This is a genomic window from Peptococcaceae bacterium 1198_IL3148, from assembly GCA_036763105.1.
In the GTDB taxonomy this organism is placed as follows: Bacteria; Bacillota; Desulfotomaculia; order Desulfotomaculales; family Desulfohalotomaculaceae; genus JBAIYS01.
Genome location: JBAIYS010000011.1, coordinates 1 through 16,798 on the forward strand (window position 1 = coordinate 1; position 16,798 = coordinate 16,798).

At 44.4% G+C, this 16,798-nt stretch carries 34 protein-coding genes; all 34 read left to right on the forward strand.

The window, feature by feature from the left end; all coding sequences use genetic code 11:
• On the forward strand, window positions 1-123 hold a 123-nt coding region (tuf, locus tag V6C27_10745; protein ID MEG6616893.1), incomplete at its 5' end, for an elongation factor Tu.
• Between the two features lie 161 nt (window positions 124-284).
• Window positions 285-593 carry a 30S ribosomal protein S10 gene (rpsJ, locus tag V6C27_10750; GenBank protein ID MEG6616894.1) on the forward strand — a complete coding sequence of 103 codons (309 nt, stop codon included), beginning with the start codon at window positions 285-287 and terminating at the stop codon, window positions 591-593.
• Between the two features lie 105 nt (window positions 594-698).
• Window positions 699-1,328, forward strand: a complete 630-nt coding sequence (rplC, locus tag V6C27_10755; protein ID MEG6616895.1) for a 50S ribosomal protein L3 — start codon at window positions 699-701, stop codon at window positions 1,326-1,328.
• 25 nt (window positions 1,329-1,353) lie between these two features.
• On the forward strand, window positions 1,354-1,977 hold the full coding sequence (gene rplD, locus V6C27_10760) for a 50S ribosomal protein L4 (protein ID MEG6616896.1): 624 nt from the start codon (window positions 1,354-1,356) through the stop codon (window positions 1,975-1,977).
• Complete coding sequence (gene rplW, locus V6C27_10765) at window positions 1,977-2,264, forward strand: 50S ribosomal protein L23 (GenBank protein MEG6616897.1); 288 nt, start codon at window positions 1,977-1,979, stop codon at window positions 2,262-2,264. The genes rplD and rplW overlap by 1 nt, the downstream gene beginning before the upstream one ends.
• A 13-nt stretch (window positions 2,265-2,277) precedes the next feature.
• Window positions 2,278-3,105 carry a 50S ribosomal protein L2 gene (gene rplB, locus V6C27_10770; GenBank protein ID MEG6616898.1) on the forward strand — a complete coding sequence of 276 codons (828 nt, stop codon included), beginning with the start codon at window positions 2,278-2,280 and terminating at the stop codon, window positions 3,103-3,105.
• A 17-nt stretch (window positions 3,106-3,122) separates the two neighbouring features.
• Window positions 3,123-3,407, forward strand: a complete 285-nt coding sequence (gene rpsS, locus V6C27_10775; GenBank protein MEG6616899.1) for a 30S ribosomal protein S19 — start codon at window positions 3,123-3,125, stop codon at window positions 3,405-3,407.
• Between the two features lie 23 nt (window positions 3,408-3,430).
• Window positions 3,431-3,763 carry a 50S ribosomal protein L22 gene (gene rplV / locus V6C27_10780; protein ID MEG6616900.1) on the forward strand — a complete coding sequence of 111 codons (333 nt, stop codon included), beginning with the start codon at window positions 3,431-3,433 and terminating at the stop codon, window positions 3,761-3,763.
• Between the two features lie 15 nt (window positions 3,764-3,778).
• On the forward strand, window positions 3,779-4,444 hold the full coding sequence (gene rpsC / locus V6C27_10785) for a 30S ribosomal protein S3 (protein MEG6616901.1): 666 nt from the start codon (window positions 3,779-3,781) through the stop codon (window positions 4,442-4,444).
• Window positions 4,445-4,447: 3 nt separating this feature from the next.
• Entirely contained in the window at window positions 4,448-4,882 is a 435-nt protein-coding gene (gene rplP, locus V6C27_10790) for a 50S ribosomal protein L16 (protein MEG6616902.1), read from the forward strand.
• Window positions 4,872-5,075 carry a 50S ribosomal protein L29 gene (rpmC, locus tag V6C27_10795; GenBank protein ID MEG6616903.1) on the forward strand — a complete coding sequence of 68 codons (204 nt, stop codon included), beginning with the start codon at window positions 4,872-4,874 and terminating at the stop codon, window positions 5,073-5,075. Before rplP ends, rpmC begins: the two co-directional genes overlap by 11 nt.
• 24 nt (window positions 5,076-5,099) lie before the next feature.
• Complete coding sequence (gene rpsQ / locus V6C27_10800; GenBank protein ID MEG6616904.1) at window positions 5,100-5,369, forward strand: 30S ribosomal protein S17; 270 nt, start codon at window positions 5,100-5,102, stop codon at window positions 5,367-5,369.
• Window positions 5,370-5,413: 44 nt separating this feature from the next.
• Window positions 5,414-5,782, forward strand: coding sequence for a 50S ribosomal protein L14 (rplN, locus tag V6C27_10805; protein ID MEG6616905.1), 369 nt, complete (start codon window positions 5,414-5,416; stop codon window positions 5,780-5,782).
• A 15-nt stretch (window positions 5,783-5,797) separates the two neighbouring features.
• Window positions 5,798-6,112 (forward strand): 50S ribosomal protein L24, encoded by a 315-nt coding sequence (gene rplX, locus V6C27_10810; GenBank protein ID MEG6616906.1) that lies wholly within the window; start codon window positions 5,798-5,800, stop codon window positions 6,110-6,112.
• Window positions 6,113-6,139: 27 nt separating this feature from the next.
• Window positions 6,140-6,685: a 50S ribosomal protein L5 gene (gene rplE, locus V6C27_10815; protein MEG6616907.1), complete on the forward strand. Its 546-nt coding sequence runs from the start codon at window positions 6,140-6,142 to the stop codon at window positions 6,683-6,685.
• A 53-nt stretch (window positions 6,686-6,738) separates the two neighbouring features.
• Window positions 6,739-6,924: a type Z 30S ribosomal protein S14 gene (locus V6C27_10820; GenBank protein ID MEG6616908.1), complete on the forward strand. Its 186-nt coding sequence runs from the start codon at window positions 6,739-6,741 to the stop codon at window positions 6,922-6,924.
• Between the two features lie 19 nt (window positions 6,925-6,943).
• On the forward strand, window positions 6,944-7,342 hold the full coding sequence (gene rpsH / locus V6C27_10825) for a 30S ribosomal protein S8 (GenBank protein ID MEG6616909.1): 399 nt from the start codon (window positions 6,944-6,946) through the stop codon (window positions 7,340-7,342).
• A gap of 22 nt (window positions 7,343-7,364) precedes the next feature.
• Entirely contained in the window at window positions 7,365-7,904 is a 540-nt protein-coding gene (gene rplF, locus V6C27_10830; GenBank protein ID MEG6616910.1) for a 50S ribosomal protein L6, read from the forward strand.
• Between the two features lie 18 nt (window positions 7,905-7,922).
• Entirely contained in the window at window positions 7,923-8,291 is a 369-nt protein-coding gene (gene rplR / locus V6C27_10835; protein ID MEG6616911.1) for a 50S ribosomal protein L18, read from the forward strand.
• A gap of 29 nt (window positions 8,292-8,320) precedes the next feature.
• Window positions 8,321-8,821, forward strand: a complete 501-nt coding sequence (rpsE, locus tag V6C27_10840) for a 30S ribosomal protein S5 (protein ID MEG6616912.1) — start codon at window positions 8,321-8,323, stop codon at window positions 8,819-8,821.
• A 10-nt stretch (window positions 8,822-8,831) separates the two neighbouring features.
• The gene (gene rpmD, locus V6C27_10845; GenBank protein MEG6616913.1) at window positions 8,832-9,011 is read left to right on the forward strand and encodes a 50S ribosomal protein L30; all 180 of its coding nucleotides are present in this window, start codon (window positions 8,832-8,834) and stop codon (window positions 9,009-9,011) included.
• Between the two features lie 13 nt (window positions 9,012-9,024).
• Window positions 9,025-9,465, forward strand: a complete 441-nt coding sequence (gene rplO / locus V6C27_10850) for a 50S ribosomal protein L15 (GenBank protein MEG6616914.1) — start codon at window positions 9,025-9,027, stop codon at window positions 9,463-9,465.
• Window positions 9,466-9,467: 2 nt separating this feature from the next.
• Entirely contained in the window at window positions 9,468-10,727 is a 1,260-nt protein-coding gene (secY, locus tag V6C27_10855) for a preprotein translocase subunit SecY (protein MEG6616915.1), read from the forward strand.
• Window positions 10,728-10,738: 11 nt separating this feature from the next.
• Window positions 10,739-11,485, forward strand: coding sequence for a type I methionyl aminopeptidase (gene map / locus V6C27_10860; protein MEG6616916.1), 747 nt, complete (start codon window positions 10,739-10,741; stop codon window positions 11,483-11,485).
• Between the two features lie 12 nt (window positions 11,486-11,497).
• On the forward strand, window positions 11,498-11,773 hold the full coding sequence (locus V6C27_10865; protein MEG6616917.1) for a KOW domain-containing RNA-binding protein: 276 nt from the start codon (window positions 11,498-11,500) through the stop codon (window positions 11,771-11,773).
• Window positions 11,774-11,818: 45 nt separating this feature from the next.
• Entirely contained in the window at window positions 11,819-12,037 is a 219-nt protein-coding gene (gene infA, locus V6C27_10870) for a translation initiation factor IF-1 (GenBank protein MEG6616918.1), read from the forward strand.
• Window positions 12,038-12,063: 26 nt separating this feature from the next.
• Window positions 12,064-12,177: a 50S ribosomal protein L36 gene (rpmJ, locus tag V6C27_10875; GenBank protein ID MEG6616919.1), complete on the forward strand. Its 114-nt coding sequence runs from the start codon at window positions 12,064-12,066 to the stop codon at window positions 12,175-12,177.
• 20 nt (window positions 12,178-12,197) lie between these two features.
• Window positions 12,198-12,569, forward strand: coding sequence for a 30S ribosomal protein S13 (gene rpsM, locus V6C27_10880; GenBank protein ID MEG6616920.1), 372 nt, complete (start codon window positions 12,198-12,200; stop codon window positions 12,567-12,569).
• Window positions 12,570-12,590: 21 nt separating this feature from the next.
• Window positions 12,591-12,980 carry a 30S ribosomal protein S11 gene (gene rpsK, locus V6C27_10885; protein ID MEG6616921.1) on the forward strand — a complete coding sequence of 130 codons (390 nt, stop codon included), beginning with the start codon at window positions 12,591-12,593 and terminating at the stop codon, window positions 12,978-12,980.
• Between the two features lie 15 nt (window positions 12,981-12,995).
• A complete protein-coding gene (gene rpsD, locus V6C27_10890; GenBank protein MEG6616922.1) occupies window positions 12,996-13,622 on the forward strand; it encodes a 30S ribosomal protein S4 in 627 nt (208 codons plus the stop codon).
• Window positions 13,623-13,676: 54 nt separating this feature from the next.
• Window positions 13,677-14,627, forward strand: a complete 951-nt coding sequence (locus V6C27_10895) for a DNA-directed RNA polymerase subunit alpha (protein ID MEG6616923.1) — start codon at window positions 13,677-13,679, stop codon at window positions 14,625-14,627.
• Window positions 14,628-14,640: 13 nt separating this feature from the next.
• The gene (rplQ, locus tag V6C27_10900) at window positions 14,641-14,979 is read left to right on the forward strand and encodes a 50S ribosomal protein L17 (GenBank protein MEG6616924.1); all 339 of its coding nucleotides are present in this window, start codon (window positions 14,641-14,643) and stop codon (window positions 14,977-14,979) included.
• 104 nt (window positions 14,980-15,083) lie between these two features.
• On the forward strand, window positions 15,084-15,944 hold the full coding sequence (locus V6C27_10905; GenBank protein ID MEG6616925.1) for an energy-coupling factor transporter ATPase: 861 nt from the start codon (window positions 15,084-15,086) through the stop codon (window positions 15,942-15,944).
• Complete coding sequence (locus tag V6C27_10910) at window positions 15,944-16,798, forward strand: energy-coupling factor transporter ATPase (GenBank protein MEG6616926.1); 855 nt, start codon at window positions 15,944-15,946, stop codon at window positions 16,796-16,798. The genes V6C27_10905 and V6C27_10910 overlap by 1 nt, the downstream gene beginning before the upstream one ends.

The window sequence follows — 16,798 nt, forward strand, 5'->3', positions numbered from 1 at the left end:
GACAACACCAAGTTCACCATTCAACTGATCACCCCCATCGCTATGGAAGAAGGTCTGCGCTTTGCTGTTCGTGAAGGTGGCCGTACCGTAGGCGCTGGCGTTGTAACCAAGGTTCTGGCTTAGTTTTAGATTTGTATTATTAGGAGGTGGGTTAACAACCCCCACCTCCTATTGTGTGCACAAAGGCCATCAAAGCCTTAGCGATGAAGTGGAAGGTTGCCTGTGTTAGCAGGGAAATTTTCACAGAGAAGTCCGCTGTAATCGGGCGATAAGGAGGAAAACAAATGAAGAAGCAAAAAATTCGTATCAGATTGAAGGCATACGATCATCAAATGCTAGACCAATCTGCTTTAAAGATAGTAGATACTGCAAAACGTACAGGTGCCTCGGTTGCTGGTCCAGTGCCACTGCCAACAGAAAAAAGCATCTATACAATTTTGCGTTCACCACACGTTAACAAAGATTCCCGTGAACAATTTGAAATGCGTGTGCATAAAAGATTAATTGATATCATTGAGCCAACACCAAAAACAGTTGACTCATTAATGCGCCTAGATTTACCTGCTGGCGTAGATATAGAAATTAAGTTATAATAGTAAAGGTTTTGCATGAGAAACGCCCGGGTCAGTGTTCCTGGGTAGAAACCGATTAAGTTCGGAAAACGAACCGCTAATCGTGTCATAGGAGGTGCAGCAACAGTGGATAAAATGGTTTTAGGAAGAAAAGTTGGTATGACTCAAATTTTAACTCCCGATGGCAAGGCAATTCCAGTGACAGTGGTGGAAGCTGGTCCTTGTGTGGTAACTCAAAAGAAAACCGTTGCATCAGATGGTTACAATGCTGTACAAATTGGTTTTGAAGATGTTCGGGAAAAATTGCTGAACAAGCCACAGAAAGGTCACTTAAATAAAGCTGGCGTTCGTCCATTGCGAGTTCTGCGCGAGTTCAAGCCTGAAAATGTTGACGACTACCAAGTGGGCCAAGAAATTAAGGCAGATGTTTTTGCCGAAGGCGAAAAGGTAGATGTGGTTGGTACCAGTAAAGGTCATGGTTTTTCTGGTAGCATTAAAAGACATGGCTTCCATCGTGGACCAATGGCTCACGGTTCTAAGTATCACCGTGGTTCAGGTTCACTAGGTTCTATGGAACCTGCTAGAGTTTTTAAAGGCAGAAAATTACCTGGACATTACGGGGTGGATCGGGTGACCGTTCAAAACCTGGAAATTGTCAAGGTAGATGCCGAGCGTAATTTGCTTGCCATTAAAGGCGCTGTTCCCGGACCACGGGGTGGCCTGCTGGTAATTAAAAACGCAGTTAAGGCCAACTAAACGGTGGCGGAAGGAGGAGTAAGTGATGCCTAAAGTATCGGTTTTCAATATAAACGGCGATCAAGTCGGTGAAATTGAACTAAGCGATGCGGTATGGGGTATTGAACCCAATGAACATGTACTGCATGAAGCAGTTGTAATGCAGCTGGCTGGCCAACGGCAGGGCACTCACGAGACCAAAACCAGATCTGAAGTGCGTGGTGGCGGTCGCAAGCCCTGGCGTCAAAAAGGTACTGGCCGTGCAAGACACGGTTCCACAAGATCACCAATTTGGCGTACCGGTGGTGTTGTATTTGGACCACACAATAGAGATTACAAATATTCACTACCTAAAAAAGTGAGACGTCTAGCAATGAAATCAGCCCTTTCCAGTAAAGTGAAAGCTGGCGAAATTGTGGTGCTGGATGAATTATCCTTGGCTCAACCAAAAACCAAGGAAATGGTAGGAATTTTAAACAAGCTGAATGTGCAAAATAAAGCATTAGTAGTAACAGCAGACGTAAATGAAAATGTTTTGAAATCTGCTCGCAACATCCCTGGTGTTAAGCAAATTAAAGTAGCGGGCATTAATGTTTACGATTTGCTACACCACGACAAACTGGTCATCACCAAAGAGGCTGTGGCCAAGGTCGAGGAGGTGCTGGCATAGTGAAAAACCCACGGGATATTATTATAAAACCAGTAATTTCTGAAAAAAGCACTGGGCTTTTAGCAGATAACAAGTATACTTTTTGGGTTAGCACCAATGCCAACAAAGTAGAAGTTAAGCAAGCCGTTGAGGACTTGTTTAAAGTAAAAGTCGAAAAAGTAAACACTATGAATGTTAACGGCAAACGCAAGCGCGTACGCCAATTTGTCGGTAAAACCCCTGACAGAAAGAAAGCCATTGTAACACTCAGGGAAGGCGACAAGATCGAAATATTCGAAGGTGTGTAAGGAGGGGTATTAGGTGGCAGTTAAAAAGTATAAACCAACCTCCCCAGGTCGCCGGTTTGTGACCACTGCTTCTTTTGAAGAGATCACTAAAACCGAACCTGAGAAGTCTCTGCTAGCACCTCTGAAGAAACAATCAGGCCGTAACAACCAAGGTCGTTTAACAGTAAGACACCGTGGTGGCGGTCACAAGAGGATGTACCGTATTATAGACTTCAAGCGGGATAAAGATGCAATTCCGGCTAAAGTAGCCAGCATTGAATATGATCCAAACCGCTCCGCAAGAATAGCTCTGCTCAACTACGCAGACGGTGAAAAACGTTATATTCTTGCTCCGCACGGTTTAACTGTAGGAACTGTGGTAGAATCAGGTCCGGAAGCAGATATTAAAGTGGGTAATGCATTGCCACTGGCAAATATTCCTGTTGGTACAATGATTCATAACATTGAACTGTATCCAGGTCGTGGCGGTCAAATGGTTCGTTCAGCAGGAGCTTCGGCTCAACTGATGGCCAAAGAAGGAAAGTATGCAACTCTGCGCATGCCATCCGGTGAAATGCGCATGGTACTACAAACTTGCCGTGCAACCATTGGTCAGGTTGGTAACATAGAACATGAGAACATTACCATTGGTAAAGCTGGTAGAGCACGTCATTTGGGTAAACGCCCATCTGTTCGTGGTGTAGTGATGAACCCAGTAGACCACCCACATGGTGGTGGTGAAGGTCGCTCACCTGTAGGACGTAACCCTGTTACTCCTTGGGGCAAACCGGCACTGGGTGCTCGCACTCGTAAGAAAAAGTCTAGCGATAGGCTGATTGTAAAACGCCGTAATAAGAAGTAATAAAAGGAGGTCCAGCTATGGGTAGGTCACTCAAGAAAGGACCATACGTTGATGCAAAGCTTTTAGCCAGAATTGAAAAAATGAATGAATCTGGTGAAAAGAAAGTATTAAAAAGCTGGTCACGTAGTTCTACAATTTTCCCACAGATGGTAGGACATACAATTGCTGTACATGATGGACGTAAGCATGTACCTGTATATATTACCGAAGATATGATTGGCCATAAGTTGGGCGAATTTGCCCCAACCCGGACATTCCGTGGCCATGGTGATCACACAGAAAGATCTACTGCTCTTAAGTAGTCCCAGAGAGGGGGGTAATAACAATGGAAGCAAAAGCCATTGCTAAATATGTCAGAGTATCCCCGCGCAAGGTTCGTCAGGTTGTTGACTTGATTCGGGGTAAAGAACTAAAGCAAGCCCTGGCAATTATCAAACATACTCCTAAACGTGCTTCTGAAGCAGTGACTAAGGTGGTTAACTCCGCCGCAGCCAACGCTGAGCACAATTATGATATGGATAAAGACAGTTTGTATATTGCCGAAGCCTATGTGGACCAGGGTCCCACCCTCAAGCGCTTCAAGCCTAGAGCTTACGGCCGGGCGGATCAAATGCGCAGACGTACTAGCCACATCACCATTGTGGTGAAAGAAAAATAAAGGAGGGATAACTGAGTGGGCCAAAAGGTTAACCCAAAAGGATTAAGAGTCGGCATCATTAAGGATTGGGATTCTAAATGGTTTGCTGATAAGCGCAACTATTCAAATCTACTGATTGAAGACCAAAAAATTCGCAAATACGTTAAGAAAAAATTATATGCGGCTGGCATTGCCAACATTCAAATTGAACGTGCTGCTAACCGCGTTAAAGTAACCATTCATACCGCTAAACCAGGTATTGTAATTGGCCGCGGCGGTACTGAAGTTGAAGCATTGAGACAAAGCTTGGAGAAGTTGACCGGTAAAAAAGTAAATGTCAACATCCAAGAAGTAAAAGTGCCAGAAGTAAATGCACAATTGGTTGCAGAAAACGTAGCCCAGCAGTTGGAAAAGCGGATTGCTTTCCGTCGTGCTATCAAGCAAGTTATCGGCCGGGCAACTAAGATGGGCGCTAAAGGTATCAAGGTTGCAGTTAGCGGTCGCTTAGGTGGCGCTGAGATTGCTCGTACCGAATGGGCCAGTGAAGGTAAAGTACCTCTGCATACACTCCGTGCAGATGTTGAATATGGTTTTGCAGAAGCAGATACAACATACGGCAAGATCGGCGTAAAAGTATGGATCTATAAAGGAGAGGTGTTGCCCCAAAGGGCACAGGCTGCTGCCGTAGAAGGAGGGGAATAGGCAATGCTAATACCGAAAAGGGTTAAGTATCGCAGACCACACCGCCCCCGTAAATTGACTGGACGCGCAAAAGGTGGTACTGAGGTGCAATTTGGTGAATATGGTATTCAAGCAATTGAAGCAGGTTGGATCACCAACCGCCAAATTGAAGCTGCACGTATTGCCATGACACGTTACATCAAACGTGGTGGTAAAGTTTGGATTCGTATATTCCCAGATAGACCAATTACTCAAAAGCCTGCTGAAACTCGTATGGGTAAAGGTAAAGGTTCTCCGGAACTTTGGGTTGCAGCTGTTAAACAAGGTAGAGTAATGTTTGAATTGGCTGGGGTTCCAGAAGATGTGGCTCGTGAAGCCTTGAGATTGGCTTCTAATAAATTGCCCGTTAAGTGCAAAATTGTTAGACGTGGGGAAGTAGGTGAGGCCAATGAAAGCTAAAGAACTCCGTGAACTTACTGTTGAAGAATTAAACAAAAAGTTGGACGAAAGTAAAGACGAGCTCTTTAAATTAAGATTCCAATTGGCTACCGGACAGTTGGATAACCCGCTAAAAATTAAACAAGTTCGTCATAACATTGCTCGGGTAAAGACCATTATTCGCGAGCGTGAATTGGGAATTCAGAGAGCATAATTTGCTCACTGAAGGGAAGGAGGCATACCTGTGCAAGAACGCAGCCTGCGTAAGGTTCGCTACGGTAAAGTTGTGAGCGACAAAATGGACAAAACAGTTGTGGTGGCTGTTGAAAGTTTTAACAGACATCCTATCTATGGTAAAACTGTTCGTCAAACTAAAAAATACAAGGCTCATGATGGGGAAAACACATGCCGCATAGGTGACGAAGTTAAAATCATGGAAACTCGTCCGCTGTCCAAAGATAAGAGATGGCGAGTAGTTGAAATCCTCAGAAGAGCTGAGCAGATTTAATATACTCCCTTAATGTAGCACTGTGCTGAAAGGAGGGAATCAGCTTGATTCAAGTCGAAACCAGATTAAATGTTGCCGATAACACAGGCGCCAAAGAACTTCTGTGTATTCGTGTAATGGGCGGTTCCACTAGACGTTATGCTAGTATTGGTGATGTGATTGTTGCAACTGTTAAACAGGCTACACCAGGCGGCGTTGTCAAGAAAGGTGACGTTGTGAAAGCGGTTGTAGTACGTACAAATAAAGAAATTCGCAGACCAGACGGGTCATATATCAAGTTCGATGAAAACGCTGCTGTAATCATTAAAGACGATAAAAGTCCCAGGGGCACCCGTATCTTTGGCCCTGTAGCCAGAGAGTTGCGGGAAAAAGATTATATGAAAATTGTTTCTCTGGCTCCCGAGGTTCTGTAAGAGGAGGTGCATAGTATGCCCAAAGTCCACGTACGCAAGGGAGATACAGTGGTAGTAATCACTGGCAAGGACGCTGGTAAAAAAGGTAAGGTTTTGGAAGTGCAACCCAAAACCAGTCGTGTGGTGGTTGAAGGTGTTAACGTTGTAAAACGTCACACTCGCCCAACACAAGCCAACCCTCAAGGGGGTATTATTGAAAAGCCTGCTCCTATCCATAGTTCTAATGTAATGCCGTTTTGCTCAAAGTGCGACAAACCAGTTCGTGTTAAGAAGAAAATTGACGGCCAAAAAGAACGTATTTGCAGACAATGTGGTGAAGTTCTAGGCTAATCCACAATGGGAAGGAGGTAACAACCGATGCCAAGGCTTAAGGATAAATACAATGATGAAATCGTAAAAGCTATGATGCAAAAGTTTGGCTATAAAAATGTGATGGAAGTACCCAAACTAGACAAAGTTGTTATTAACGTAGGTCTGGGTGAAGCCATTCAAAATTCAAAAGCTATCGATGCTGCAGTTGGCGATATTATGAAAATCACAGGCCAGCGCCCTGTGGTTACTAAAGCGAAAAAATCCATTGCTGGTTTTAAATTAAGAGAAGGTATGAGCATTGGTGCTAAGGTAACTTTACGCGGTGAACGGATGTGGGACTTTGTTGACAAAGTTGTCAGCATTGCGCTACCACGCGTACGCGATTTTCGTGGCGTATCCCCAACAGCATTTGATGGTCGCGGCAACTATACACTAGGTGTCAGGGAACAACTAATTTTCCCTGAGATTGAGTACGATAAAGTTGATAAAGTACGCGGTATGGACATTAGTTTTGTGACAACAGCAAAAACTGATGAAGAAGCTCGCGAGCTATTAAGACTGTTAGGCATGCCATTTAAAAAGGCCAGCTAAGCACCCATCGCTAGTCCGGCTAACTTAGAACTGTCGGCAAAGGAGGGAATCAAATGGCTAAAAAAGCTATGATTAATAAAGCTAACCGTCGCCAGAGATTTAAAGTGCGGGAATATAATCGCTGCAAATTATGTGGTAGACCACATGCTTATATGAGAAAGTTTGGTATCTGCCGCGTTTGTTTCCGGGAATTAGCTTATAAAGGCGAAATTCCGGGCGTCAAAAAGGCAAGCTGGTAATAGGAAGGAGGTAGGGGCAATGGTAATGACCGATCCCATTGCAGACTTCTTGACCCGTATTCGTAATGCTAACATGGTAAACAAGGGTGTAGTTGAAGCTCCTGCATCCAAAGTTAAAAAAGCTATAGCCGATATCCTGAAACAAGAGGGCTATATCAAAGATTACGAAGTCATAGAAGACGGTAAACAGGGTATTGTGCGTGTATACATGAAGTATGCTGGCGACAAGCAAAAAGTTATCACTGGTATCAAAAAGATTTCTAAGCCAGGGTTGCGTGTATACGCCAGAAAAGATAATATACCTAAGGTATTAAGTGGTTTGGGTATAGCAATTATTTCCACTTCCAAAGGAATTATAACCGACAAGAAAGCCCGTGAACTAGGCGTAGGTGGAGAAGTTATCTGCTACGTTTGGTAAGGGTCGCTAGGGAGGTGTAGTTATGTCTCGTACTGGTAGAAAACCCATTACGGTACCCCAGGGCGTTGAAGTTAAAATTGACGGTAACGTTGTTAGCGTAAAGGGTCCCAAAGGCCAATTGGAAAGCGCTATGCATCAAGATATGATTATCAAGATGGAAGACAACGTTATTGTGGTTGAACGTCCTTCAGATAATAAACAACACAAGGCATTGCACGGTACCACCAGATCACTGATTGCTAACATGGTTGAAGGTGTGAGCAACGGTTATCAAAAGAACCTGGAACTGGTTGGTGTAGGTTACCGTGCCCAAAAGCAAGGTAATAAGCTGGTGCTAAACATGGGTTATTCACACCCTGTAGAAATGGAAGCGCCTGCGGGTATTGAAATTGAAGTGCCTGCTGCTACTAAAATATCTGTTAAAGGTGTTGATAAGCAGCTGGTGGGTGAATTTGCTGCCAATATTCGTGCTGTTCGTGAGCCTGAGCCTTATAAGGGTAAAGGTATTAAGTATGAAAACGAAAGAATCCGCCGTAAGGCTGGTAAGACCGGTAAGAAGTAAGGGAAGGAGTGAATTCAGTTGATTAAAAGAGTTGATCGCAAAGCTGTACGCGCCAAGCGTCGCATGAGACTGCGCAACAAGCTGCGTGGCACCACTGAGCGTCCGAGACTGAGTGTATTTCGTAGCCTAAATAACATTTACTCACAAATTATTGACGACGAAAAGGGTGTAACACTGGCGGCTGCTTCATCCCTCTCACCGGAGCTTAAAGGTAAAGTGAGTACAGGCGGCAACATTGAAGCTGCCACAGCAGTGGGAGAGCTTATTGCTAAAAAAGCCCTCGATGCAGGCATTAAAAGTGTAGTATTTGATCGGGCCGGATATATCTATCATGGTCGGGTTAAAGCTCTGGCCGAAGCGGCCAGAAAAGGTGGCCTGGAATTCTAGTACGGTTTAAGGAGGGAATATAAAGCATAATGGCAAGAGTAGACGCCAGCAAGCTGGAATTGTCCGAAAAAGTTGTGTATATTAACCGTGTGGCCAAAGTGGTAAAAGGTGGTCGCAGATTTAGTTTTTCTGCTCTTGTGGTTGTCGGTGACGGCAACGGGCATGTGGGTTTTGGCCTTGGTAAAGCCAGCCAAGTACCTGATGCCATTCGCAAGGGTGTTGAGGATGCAAAGAAAAATTTAATTACAGTTCCCCTAAACGGTACCACTATCCCTCACCAAGTAATGGGTATTTTTGGCGCAGGTAAAGTATTACTGAAACCTGCTGCACCCGGTACTGGTGTTATTGCCGGTGGCCCAGTGAGAGCTATTCTTGAACTGGCGGGGGTACGTGATATTCTGACCAAGTCATTGGGTTCAAATAATGCCAACAACATGGTACGCGCTACCATGGAAGGCATAAAGAGTTTAAAGACTCCAGAACATGTGGCAAGGCTCAGAGGAAAATCTGTTGAAGAACTGCTAGGTTAGGAGGGCGGACATGGCCAAGTTACAAATTACTCTGGTAAAAAGCCCAATAGGCAGGCCTGAAAAACAGCGTATAACTGTACGCACACTAGGCCTAACCAAGCTGAACAGTAAGGTTGTTCATGAAGACACCCCACAAATTAGGGGTATGATAGATAAAGTAGCTCACATGGTTAAGGTAGAAGAAGTGTAAGGGAGGTGCGACGGTGAAATTAAACGAGTTGAAGCCAGCTCCTGGAGCGAGGAAGAAACCTACCCGTAAGGGTCAAGGTATTGGCTCAGGCTTAGGTAAAACTGCTGGACGTGGTCATAAAGGTCAAAAGGCACGCTCTGGTGGTGGTGTAAGACCTGGTTTCGAGGGTGGTCAAATGCCCTTGCAACGTCGCTTACCCAAGCGTGGATTTACAAATATTTTTAGGAAAGAAATCATCGCCATTAACGTTGATGCGTTAAATCGTTTTGAAAATGGCACCATAGTAACTCCAGAGGCTTTAAAAGAAGCTGGAGTGATTAAGAAAATTGCAGATGGAGTAAAGATTCTCGGTAATGGTGAACTGGAAAAGTCCCTTACTGTTAAGGCTAACGCCTTCAGCAAGTCAGCTGCTGAAAAGATTACAGCTGCTGGCGGTACAGTTGAGGTGATTTAACCTTGCTGGATAGCTTGAAAAACGCGCTAAAGAGTCCAGATCTGAAAAACAAATTATTATTCACGTTGATGATGATGTTTGTTTTTCGTCTAGCCGCACATATTCCGGTTCCCGGCGTTGATCCTGAGGCATTCCGGAATCTAGCCAGTCAAAACTCGTTATTGGGCTTTCTTGACATTGTATCTGGTGGTGCATTTGCTAACATCTCTGTTGTTGCAATGGGTATTTTCCCATACATCAACGCGTCGATTATTATGCAATTGCTAACAATAATTATACCCAGACTGGAGCAACTTTCTAAAGAGGGCGAAGAGGGCCGGAAAAAGATTTCCCAATATACTCGGTACTTTACCGCAGTGATTGCCTTTGTTCAGGCAATCGGGTTATCGGTTTTCATGAAAGGTTCGCTTGAGAATCCAGGGCCCTTCACCTACGCAGTTGTGGCGGTCACATTAACAGCTGGTACTGTGTTCTTAATGTGGTTGGGTGAGCAAATTACAGACAAAGGTATTGGTAATGGTATTTCGCTGATTATTTTTGCAGGTATTGTTTCCAGAATACCGTCGGCACTTGTTAATTTGTATGAATTGTTTACAGCAGGTACAATCAACATTCTTAGTATCGTACTGTTGGTGGTTATTGCCGGAGCGGTAATTGCCGGGATCGTTTTTGTAACCCAAGGTCAACGACGAATCCCAGTGCAGTATGCCAAACGGGTAGTTGGACGTCGGGTATATGGCGGTCAAACCACACACTTGCCTTTAAAGGTTAACCAGGCAGGGGTGATACCAGTTATTTTTGCATCGTCACTGTTGATGTTTCCAGAGCAGCTAATTCAATGGTTTGGTGGCGCTGGCGTTGCCCAGTGGTATGCTAAATATCTGGGTTTTGGAACAGTAATAAACAGCATATTTTATGCGCTGTTGATTATCGGTTTCACATACTTCTATACAGCTGTAATCATGAACCCAGTTGATATTGCCGATAACATTAAACGTAATGGCGGCTTTATACCAGGTATTAGACCAGGTAGACCAACAGCTGAATATATTTCCCGTATAATGAGCCGAATTACCCTGGCCGGTGCTATATTCTTGGCATTGGTGGCCATACTGCCGAACTTTGTTTTGGCAGCAACCAAAATACCAGGAATATGGTTCGGGGGAACATCGTTGCTGATTGTAGTGGGCGTTGCACTAGACACCATGAAACAAATAGAATCCCAATTATTGATGCGCAGCTATCAAGGGTTCATTAAATAGGATGGTTTAACATGATAACCTGTAAATCTGAAAGAGAACTCAAATACATGCGCGACGCAGGCAAAGTCGTAGCATTAACCCATAAAGAATTGGAGAAAGCAGTAAAGCCAGGGGTAACCACTAAGGAATTGGACACCATTGCGGAGAATGTGGTTTTAAAGCAAGGGGCCAAACCTTCGTTCAAAGGCTTATATGGTTTTCCAGCAACCATTTGTGCTTCGGTAAATGAAGAGGTGGTACACGGTATACCCGGTTTAAAGAAATTGGAAATCGGAGATATTATTAGTATTGACCTTGGAGCGGTAATAAATGGCTTTCATGGGGATGCTACCCGCACCTTGCCGGTGGGAACGGTCAGTGATGATGCTTTGGAATTAATCAGAGTTACTGAACAATCACTGTATGTGGGCATAGACCAGGCGAGAGATGGAAATCGGCTGTCGGACATCTCGCACGCTGTACAAGACTACGTTGAAAGCCATGGGTTTTCTGTGGTTAGAGACTATGTTGGACACGGAATCGGCAGCAAATTACATGAGGATCCGCAGGTGCCTAATTTTGGCCGTCCAGGACGTGGACCGCGGCTAAAAAAAGGAATGACATTAGCTATTGAACCTATGGTTAACATGGGCACCTACGAGGTGCAAACTCTTCCTAATAACTGGACGGTAGTAACCAAAGATGGAAAGATGTCAGCCCATGTTGAACATACCATTGCCATAACTGATGATGTACCGGAGATATTAACCAGGCTATAAAGCGGAGGTGTAGTGTTGAAGGGCGTCGATTTGCAAGTGGGGCAATTAGTTTGCTCAACACTGGGGCGAGATAAAGGTAAAGTTTATCTTGTGATTGGGCTGACAGATGTCAACCGGGTATTGGTTGCAGATGGAAAAGTCCGCCGAATTGAAAATCCAAAGAAAAAAAATATCAAGCATCTACAGCGAATAGCTGCTACATCTGAAGAAATTGTCAACAAAATTAGCAATCAACAAATCAGTGACTCAGATATAGTAAAGTTAATTGCTGGATATCTAAACAAATAGAGAAATGTTTGATGAGGGGAAGAGTAAGGAGGTTGTGATAGTTTAATGTCAAAGAGTGATGTTATTGAAGTAGAAGGTACCGTAATCGAGCCGCTACCGAACGCGATGTTTCGGGTAGAGCTTGCCAACGGGCATAAAGTTTTAGCCCATGTGTCCGGTAAAATACGGATGAATTTTATTCGTATCTTGCCTGGCGATAAAGTCACTGTGGAACTATCGCCATATGATTTGACACGGGGAAGAATTGTTTATCGTTATAAGTAAAACACCCAGCCGAAGGAGGGTGACTCATGAAAGTAAGACCATCGGTAAAACCAATCTGTGAAAAATGTAAAATCATTCGTCGTAAAGGCAAAGTAATGGTCATTTGTGAAAACCCTAAGCATAAGCAAAAGCAAGGGTAGAGTGGAGGTGTTCATAGGGAATGGCACGTATTTCCGGGGTAGACTTACCCAGGGATAAACGGGTGGAGATAGCCTTAACCTATATTTATGGTATTGGTTTATCAACTTCCCAGAAGATCCTAAAAGTAACAGGTGTTAACCCAGATACCAGAGTTCGTGACTTAACGGAAGAAGAAACTAACAAACTACGTGAGTATATTGATAAGAATGTAAAAGTTGAAGGTGACCTGAGACGGGAAGTTGCTCTTAACATCAAGCGGTTAATTGAAATTGGCTGTTACCGCGGTGTAAGACATCGTCGTGGATTACCAGTGCGTGGTCAGAAAACCAAGACCAATGCGCGTACCCGCAAAGGCCCGAAGAAGACTGTAGGCGCAAAAAGGAAGAAGTAGCCTAAGGGGGGAAATTGATAGATGGCCCGTCGTACAACTCGTACAAGAAGACGCGAGAGAAAGAACATTGATGTGGGTGTTGCTTTCATCAAATCTTCATTTAACAACACAATTGTTACCATCACTGATAAAAAAGGTAACGCTATATCTTGGGCATCAGCCGGTCAGGTTGGTTTTAAAGGATCTCGTAAGAGCACTCCTTTTGCAGCCCAAATGGCAGCTGAAAAGGCAGCGAAAGATGCTATGGAACATGGTATGAAAAATGTAGAAGTAATGGTTAAAGGCCCTGGCGCTGGCCGGGAAGCCGCTATCCGTTCTTTGCAAGCAGCTGGTTTGGAAGTAAGTATGATTAAGGATATTACTCCAATTCCACACAATGGCTGCCGTCCACCTAAGCGTCGTAGAGTATAACGGGAGGTGAGTTGATTGGCAAGATATACTGGACCACAATGTAAATTATGTCGTCGCGAAGGCTTAAAGCTGTATCTAAAAGGTGATCGTTGCTATACTGGCAAGTGTGCGATAGATAGACGCAGCTATGCTCCCGGACAACACGGACAAAACCGTAAGAAAGTAACAGAATACGGTCTGCAATTGCGCGCTAAGCAAAGAGCTCGCCGTATTTATGGTATATTAGAAAAGCAATTCCGTGGCTACTATGAAGAAGCTAACCGTCAGCCAGGTGTAACCGGTGATAACCTGCTTCGTCTATTGGAGCGTAGACTGGATAACGTTGTTTATCGCCTTGGTTTGGCAACTTCTCGTGTGGAAGCACGTCAGATAGTAACCCATGGCCACTTCGAAGTGAATGGACATAAAGTTAATATTCCATCCTTCTTAGTGCGTGTGGGAGACGAAATTGCGGTTACCGAAGGTAGCAAAAATTCTCCTCAAATCAAAGAATTGATGGAGCGGGCTGCTGAAAAGACCCCTCCAGCTTGGCTAGAGTACAATGCCGAGCAAGCTAAAGGTCGCGTAGTTGCCCTCCCGACAAGGGAACAAATCGATGTTCCTGTGGAAGAACACCTGATAGTCGAATTTTATTCTAGATAAGTCGGCAAGTAGGCTGATTGTTTTGTTCCGGTCAAAGGAGGGTTACCGTATAATATGCTGGAAATCGAGAAACCAAAAATTGAGATTGTTGATACCAATGACGATAATACCTATGGTAAGTTCGTCCTAGAGCCTTTAGAGCGGGGTTATGGTATTACCTTAGGTAACAGTTTACGCCGCATTTTACTGTCATCACTGCCCGGTGCGGCGGTGACAGCAATTAAGATTGAGGGCGTGTTGCATGAGTTTTCAACCGTTCCAGGTGTTAGAGAAGATGTAACAGACATTATTCTTAACCTAAAAAATCTATGTCTAAAAATACATGGTTCTGAAGAAGAAAAAGTATTGCGGATAGAAGCTCAGGGTGAGTGCACTGTTACAGCGGCAGACATCATTGGCGATGCGGATGTAGAGATTTTAAACCCGGACCTACACATAGCTACTATTGCCGAAGGTGGAAAGTTGGCTATGGAAATTAGAGTTTCCCGAGGCCGTGGTTATCACTCAGCGGAGATGAACAAACAGGGTGAGCACATTATTGGAGTTATTCCAATAGATTCTGCCTTTACCCCAGTGAGAAAAGTTAACTTCAATGTTGAGAATACACGGGTTGGGCAAATCACTAACTATGATAAGCTAACACTGGAAGTTTGGACTAACGGTAGCATTCGCCCGGATGAGGCAACCAGCCTAGCCGCGAAGATAATGAGTGAACACCTACAACTCTTTGTCGGACTAACAGAAGCAGCTAATGACGTAGAAATAATGGTTGAAAAAGAGGAAGAGCAAAAAGATAAAATTCTAGAGATGTCTATCGAAGAGCTAGATTTATCTGTGCGTTCTTATAACTGCTTAAAACGCGCTGGCATTAACAGCGTTGAAGAATTGGCAAATCGTACTGAAGAAGAAATGATGAAAGTGCGCAACCTGGGTAAAAAGTCCCTAGAAGAAGTAATTAATAAATTGCACGACTTGGGACTGGAACTCAGAAAACAAGAAGAATAAGGGGGGGAGCACGGTGAGCTATCGTAAGTTGGGTCGCAACACTGCCCACCGGAAAGCTATGCTTCGCAACCTAGTAACTTCTTTATTCCGTGAAGACAGGATTGAAACCACTGAAACACGGGCTAAGGAAGTGAGAAGTATAGCAGAAAAGCTGGTTACTGTTGCTAAGAAAAATGATTTAGCCGCCAGACGCCAGTGCCTCGAATACATTTTTGATGAAGACGTGGTGCGTAAGCTGTTTGATGACATTGCGCCCAAATATAACGACCGTCCAGGTGGTTATACCCGTATTGTTAAAACCGGCTTCCGCAGAGGCGATGCGTCTCCGATGGCCATTTTAGAATTAGTATAGCGGTAGATGCAGAACTATTGCATTGAATATACTCTTAAAGTCGTAGGAAATCGCTTTGCGATTTCCTTCTCGGCGTTTAAGGGGCTTTGAAAGTTGAGAGTAGTATGTCAAACACCAAACCAAAACCTGGGGCAGCCCTGATAAAAATTCAGGGGGTTGATTTTGCCTACCAAACCAAGGACGGTAATCAACCCTTGGCTCTGTCCAATTGTAATTTAACCATTAACTGTGGCGAGTTTATCGCCATTGTGGGCAGTAATGGCTCCGGAAAGTCCACTTTGGCCAAACACTTAAATGGCCTGTTAAAGCCGTTGCGGGGTAAAGTGGAAGTGGCTGGATTGGACACCGGGATTGATGAAAATCTTTGGTCCATTCGTGGAATCATTGGCATGGTGTTTCAAAACCCGGATAATCAATTGGTGGCGGCAATCGCCGAAGATGATGTAGCCTTTGGCCCCGAAAACTTGGCGGTGTCACCCACAGAGATTAGATCCCGGGTGGACTATTATTTGGATAAATTGAAATTGACATCCGTTAAAGACTTACCACCGCACTTGCTTTCTGGCGGCCAAAAACAGCGCCTAGCCATTGCCGGCGTATTGGCAATGAGGCCCAGATGTTTAGTATTAGATGAGCCCACCGCCATGCTTGATCCCGCTGGCAGAGCTGACCTACTACAAATATTACAGCAACTTAACCAACAGCAGGACATAACGATAATATTAATTACCCACAACATGGAAGAAGCGGCCTTGGCTGACCGATTGATTGTGTTAAATGATGGCCAGATTATGCTTGATGGCCCGCCCCAAGTGGTATTTGCTCAGCAGCATGAACTGAGTAAATATGGGCTAGAACTGCCGGTGGTGGTACAGATGGCCAGTTTATTGAAGGCCCAGGGCTTTAATATTAACGAGTTACCCATTAGTGTGGATGAGTTGGTGAAAACATTATGTGGGCAGTGATGGCAGAAAAATTGAGTTACACCCATAGCCAGGGGACACCCTTTGCTAAACGGGCCCTTGATGATATATCCATTGCGATTCCAGCGGGGCAGTTTTTATGCATTATTGGCACCACTGGCTCTGGTAAAACAACGTTAGTGCAGCACTTTAATGGTCTATTGGCGCCGCAACAGGGAAAATTACAAATATTAGGTGTGGATTGTGGCAATAAAAAACAGCGTCTGCAGCTTTGGCGGCAGGTGGGATTAGTATTTCAGTACCCAGAACATCAGCTGTTTGAAGACACCGTTTATAATGAAATTGCCTATGGCCTTAAAAACTTAGCATTGCCGCACCAACAAATAGACCAGCGGGTACACAGGTCGTTGGATTACGTTGGCTTACCACCAGCGATACTAGAAGAATCCCCTTTAAGTTTAAGCGGTGGCTTAAAAAGAAGGGTGGCCATCGCCAGTGTATTGGCGATGCAACCCAAAATACTGATACTGGATGAGCCTACGGCGGGACTGGAACCGGCGGCTAAAAGAACTTTTTTTAATAACATAAAGCAGCTGCAAAGGGCTACCCAAGGGACCATCATCATGATTACCCACAGCATGGAAGATGCAGCAACCGTTGCTGATCGGTTGGTGGTTTTAGACCGAGGCAAAATAGTGATGGAAGGTACTCCAGAAACAGTTTATTCGCGCATAGATGAGTTAACAGCCATTGGCTTAACTGCTCCTGTTGAAGTACAGGTACTGAAACATTTAAAAGCTAAAGGAATACCTGTGCGCACCAACATTTTAACCCCAGAAAAAGCAGTACAGGAGATCGTCAAAAATAAAGCTGCTTTTAAAATATGTGGGAGGTAA